Origin of the sequence: Vibrio sp. 10N.222.55.C6, assembly GCF_041473395.1 — a bacterium.
GTDB classification, from domain to species: domain Bacteria; phylum Pseudomonadota; class Gammaproteobacteria; order Enterobacterales; family Vibrionaceae; genus Vibrio; species Vibrio crassostreae_C.
Window position 1 is genome coordinate 1 of sequence record NZ_JBFRSD010000199.1, and the last position, 363, is coordinate 363.

General features: G+C 44.1%; 1 protein-coding gene. It reads left to right on the forward strand.

All coding sequences use genetic code 11. The features are described from left to right. On the forward strand, positions 1–315 hold a 315-nt coding region (locus AB4486_RS23215), incomplete at its 5' end, for an SIS domain-containing protein (protein ID WP_372118884.1). Between the last annotated feature and the right edge of the window lie 48 nt (positions 316–363).

A 363-nucleotide genomic window follows, 5' to 3' on the forward strand; every position in this document is an offset into this window, starting at 1 on the left:
TTTCTATCCTTAGCTAACGTACCTCACTTGGTAATCACAGATATTCACCAGCTCACCCGTGCCGAACTCGGTACTCTGCTATTGATCAGCAAGTCTGGTGAAACCAACGCTGTAATAGAAATGGCGCAAAATGCTAAGCGTAAGGGATTGAAGGTGGTAGGAATAAGCCATCAAGGCTCAACACTCGACCAGGTTTGCCACCAAAACGTAGCACTAGAAGAGCAAGTGGATGGCATCTCTTTATATGGTAGGGAGTCTCAGATTCATTCATTGCAAATCGTAGACCAAATTGGTAAAGAACTGCTGACCTTTTAATCTCACCCTTTTCCTGTTCTCCAAATACAAAAAGAGCAGCGCTTAAGG